The organism is Planctomycetia bacterium (assembly GCA_034440135.1).
Classification (GTDB): domain Bacteria; phylum Planctomycetota; class Planctomycetia; order Pirellulales; family JALHLM01; genus JALHLM01.
In genome coordinates this window covers 1-4,740 of sequence record JAWXBP010000152.1, presented here as the reverse complement: position 1 = coordinate 4,740, position 4,740 = coordinate 1, and the positions used below count along the sequence as shown (strand labels likewise).

Sequence of the window (4,740 nt, the reverse complement as noted above, 5' to 3'; positions counted from 1 at the left end):
GTCTATCGGTTAGGACAGGAGATTCTCAATCTTCAAAGCGGGGTTCGATTCCCCGTGGGGGCACCATCTTACGAGGCTTCTTCGCTGAAGCGAGGAGGGTAGCGGCGAAAAGGGGTGATGTCGGTGAGTTCCGGGTTCCGGGTTCGTCCGCTCATCCACCGGCTTAGAAAATAATACGTTTTCCACCCGTTGCCGGTAGCGCTGCGCAATGATGAACGCTCGATCACTTCGGGTAGAGCGGAAGAGACCCGCCGGCGGGAGATCGGAAAATTCTGCGTAACTACGCGGCTTCCCGAAGCTAACTATGCGAGCGACGATAAGCGGCTGGATATGGAAATCGTGGCAGGAGATCTGACGGAGCCTGAGGACGCCACTGTCCAAGCGGTCGTGATACGTTCGCTTACTTGCCGTCAGCTCCGACGAGCTGCACCGCGTCGATCTGCTTGTAGCCGGGGCCGGACGCGAGGTTGAGCGTGAGCTTCACGCGCGCAACGGGGTAAGACGTCTTCGGCACCTGCACGGCGAACCACACGATCTCCCGCGCCGTGGCTCGCTGCTGGGGATCGACGCCTTCCCACCAGACGTGCGCGGTGCCGTCGGGCGCAAACGCCTCCACTTTCACGATCGCCCCTGAAGCGTCGCTTTGGCGGACGCGCACGCCGGCGGATTGAATCGGTTTCGCAAACGTCACCTCCAACCAGTCCAGGCCTTTATCGCGCACGGCCGGACACCACGCATCGGGACTGTTGCCGACGATCGGCACGTTCGGCGCGCCCGTGGCCTGTGCGGCGGAATACTGCGTGCGGCCATACTGCGTTCCTGCGGTGGCGCTCACCGCCCACTGGCCAGAGGCGTCGCCCTGGATCTTCGCGTCAGAAAGCTCGGCGGACGGGACAATCGTTCCAATCGATGACGCGGCCGCCACGTTTGCGTTCGTATGGGGTGCAGGCGCGCCGGCAAGCTGCGGCGGCGGAGCCGGCGAAGCGCTCGCGGCGACCGGAGCGTTTGTTCCCGGGGCCGGTCTCGTTGCCGGGGCGGGTGCGGACTTGACTGTCGAGGTCGGCACCGCCGGGGCAGCGGAGCCCAGACTCGCCGCCGTTTTCCCGAGTAGCGCATTCGCATCTTTCTCGGACAGCCTCAGCACGGCCTCCGGAGGCCAGGTCCATTCCGGCACGTTGCCCGGCGCCGCATCACGTGCGTTCTGCGCGGCGGCAAAGACCCGCTGCTGCACGTCGTACAAAATCTGCGGCGGCGGGCCCGGCGTCTGGGGCGAAAGCATGCGCACGGCGCGGCCCACGCAGATCATCGCGGCGGTCGGATTGCGACCCGCCAGCGCAACATCCGCGCGTAGGCAAAGCAGCTCGAAGTCGTCCGGCGTTTTTGCGAGCACGGCATCCAGCAAACGCGCCGCCTCTTCCATCGCGCCTTGCGAGAACGCAATCTGCGCCCGGGCCAGCGCGCGCGCACTCACGCGCTCCGGCGCGGTCGACACCTCGATAATTTTGAGCGGCGTGTCCTCCGAGGAAACGTCGCCCGACCACCCGGCGCCGCCTTTCAACGATAGACGCGCGCGCACAATGTAGTCTCCCGGCCTGAGCGCTTGCATCGCACTCGCCGGAAACATCCACATGCCGCCCGCGATGCGGTCCCGGTCCAGCGTCGCGCGCGGAGAAGACGGCGTGCCCACCGCAGTTCCCCGCGCGACCGGCCCGCCGCTCGCCGCCAACAATTCCACCGCGATGGCGTCCGCCCACGTGCCGCTGGCCGGCGCGAGTTCCACGCGACCGTTGCCCTCCCCCGACGTTTCGATGCGGACGGTAACGCGCAATGGCTCACCCTGCTCGAGCGCGTCGTCCAGCACGTCGCGCAACGCGACCGACAGTTCCGGTGCCGGTGCGTTGGCTGCCGCGGCTCCGAACACGACCGGTGAACTCGCCGCGAGCACTGCCCCAACCAGCAAAAAACGTAGTAACAACATCGCGGTTTTCATCATTTTACTTTGCGCGGCGGGATCGCGTCGTTGGGGCAGATCTGGCTGAAGCAATCGCCCTCGCCCGCCGCGGCGTTGCCGTAGCGCGATTGCGGTTTGTGGTTCGTGGCGTTGATGCCAGTGCCGGTGCCCGAGTGGCAGACGTCGATGCCGATGCGCTCGGTGCCTGGTGTTGCGAGATACAGCGTCTCCTTGCGCGCCGTCGCTTCGTAGAACTTCGCGAAGTAATAACGCATCAGGCAGTCTTGGTCGCCCGAGTGCTCGCCGTGCGCGACCCCCACTGCTCCTTGGAGGTGCATGAAGCAAAAGACGATCAAGATCTCGATGTGCATGTCGGCATACTGTTCCGGACTGTTGATTCCATTGTAGCCCACGCCGTTTCGCGCGATGAAGCCGCGGCCTTCCGCCAATTCTCGCTCGAGCAGCACGCTGTCCCCAAACGCGCGCATCTTCACGTAGTCGGGATAGTCCTTCGTGGCCTCATCGTGGCCAGCTTCGTCCAGCACGGCAATGGGAGGCCCATCCGGTGACGAGGCGTAATAAGGCCGGCCCACTTTGTTGAACGGATTCCGCGGCGAAACATAGCCGACGATCTGCCGGTAGTCGCCGCTCCCGTGATGCTCGACGCCGACACTGTGCAGCAGCTCGTGCGCGATCGCGCGATCGTAAGCAAAGATCGTGTCTCGCGCGGGCAGGTTGAACGGCTGGTTGAAAATGCTCTCCTTGTCGCCGCGCGCCAGAATGCCGACGCCCTTCGTGATTCCCGGCCGGCCGGCCACGCCCGCCTTCGTCATCGGCGTCTGCGCGCCGTTGTCGCCCAGCGCTGCCCGCGTGAACGTCTTCACCCACACACCATGCTGATCCACCCGGCGCGGCGCGTCGCGGTGGTTTCCGTTCATCAGCCGCGTCGTCTGCGACATCTCGCTGCGCTTCAGTTTGGAATGCACGCGCAACTTCGAAAGGCGCTCGAAGAGGTTGATGCCGTTCTGCCCGTCGCCGCCGATCAGATTCAGCACGAAAAAATCCTTTCGCTTCGGATCGCCCTCGACGTGCTTTCCGTTCACCGCCCAGCCGCGATATTCTTCGTAAAGCGTGAACCCGTCGCCGTCGGCCTTCTGGCCCTCGACTTTTTCGGAGTCGTCTCCGGCTGCCAGTTTCATCACGTCCTTTTCGCGCCGCCACGACTCGGCGATCCAATCGGGGCCGTTCATTTTCGGGAGGCGAACGAGTTCCTGCTCCCCACCTGAATCCTTCATCAGCCCAATGAGCTCGCGACCGTCCTCGAGTTCGCAGATCACGCGGAGTTCGGCCTTCGCGCCAAAGTCGAAGCATTCGATCGTAGCCTCGGCAAACGGCCGTTGCTCGGCATCCACGGGCGGGCTGGTGACCGCCAATTTTTGATCGCGGTCGGAAACATCGCCTCCGGTGCCCGCCGCCGCGAGGCGCAGATCGTAGTCGTCGTCCTTCGCGCCGAGTGGCCAGTTCAAGCACACGCCGGGCTCGCGCGTCGTGTCCATCAACCGGAAGCGAAAAGACTTCACAGCGGGAAACGTCTTCGCCTGGCCGCCCTTGGTTTTCAGGATGGCCCGCGCGACGAGCGTGTTGCCCGGCTTCGTTGGGTCGGCGATCGAGCCTTGCGGGCGCCATTTCGCGTAGTCCACAATCGTGACTTCAACCTCGAGGTCTTCGTAAACGGGAAACAGGACGACCCGGCTCCGCTGAGTCACGCCGGCGCCGGAAACCGCAAACTTCTGCGATCGCCCCGCGGTGGGGCTCTCGTAACCGAAGGCGAGGACTCCCGGACCGTTGCTCATGACCTGCCAGCGACGCGCGGCGTCCGCGTCGCTCGATCCGAGATACCACGTGTCGATTGGAGCGCGAAAGTTTGTGTCGATCGGCGAAACCTTGTTTCCGCCGCCGCTTTGCGCCGAAACCATACGACCGGTGCGGCGCATCAAAGGAGCTTTCTCCTCGCGCTGCATGCCCGGATGCAGGCCGACGGATCTACTCTTCACCCCCAGCGAGAACTCGATCCGTTCCTGTTCCACCGCGCCGCTAAATTCCTGCACCCACTCCTCCCCGAAGCCTTGCTGGTCCGACTCGGAGAACGTCCCCAGGCCGCCGCCGCGCGCTTCGCCTTTTCCCTGCCACGTGAAGACGCCACGCTCCGGCTCCCAGCCGTGATCGACGGAACGCTCCAGCAGAAACGTGCCGTGGCCGGTGGCCTCATACCGGCTCTCCATATGATAGCCCCCGTTCGCTCTCGACGCGCCTCCTGCCACGGAGACGTCCCAGATCCCCTGCCACTGCACCACCCCCGCAAATTTCTTCGCGAACTCAGCCTCGGGCGGGGTCAGTTCTTGTGCGTGGGCCGCCCACGTGCTCGCGAGGCCACTGCACACCAAAGCACGGAGGAACCACTGCGGCGAAATGAAGAGGCGCATATAGAAGCGGACGATACTTCGAGAAAACGCCGGGCGCATGATCGAAGCCGTTCACGCACTGAGCGCCAAGACTCAAGCAGCCAAGCCCGGACTTTGAACGCAACTGCAATCCCGGTCGTCTCCGGCCCGGCGGGCATGGTCCTTCCGCTCCTTGACCGCACGGGCGATGTTCGCGAACGGCCCGCTTCCCGACCATGTGGTCAGACAAAGGGTCGCGGCAAACGGGGTCAGGCCGTTCGATGTTCGGAACGGCAGACACGAGCCGTCCTACTCTGCCGCCAAGCCTCACGAACATCGAACGGCCTG

2 protein-coding genes are annotated in these 4,740 nt (G+C 64.4%); both read right to left on the bottom strand.

Features of this window, described 5'->3' with window-relative positions:
- Positions 1 to 400: 400 nt before the first annotated feature.
- Entirely contained in the window at positions 401 to 1,993 is a 1,593-nt protein-coding gene (locus SGJ19_08885) for a hypothetical protein (GenBank protein ID MDZ4780354.1), read from the bottom strand.
- Complete coding sequence (locus tag SGJ19_08880; protein MDZ4780353.1) at positions 1,990 to 4,233, bottom strand: hypothetical protein; 2,244 nt, start codon at positions 4,231 to 4,233, stop codon at positions 1,990 to 1,992. Before SGJ19_08880 ends, SGJ19_08885 begins: the two co-directional genes overlap by 4 nt.
- Positions 4,234 to 4,740: the final 507 nt, after the last annotated feature.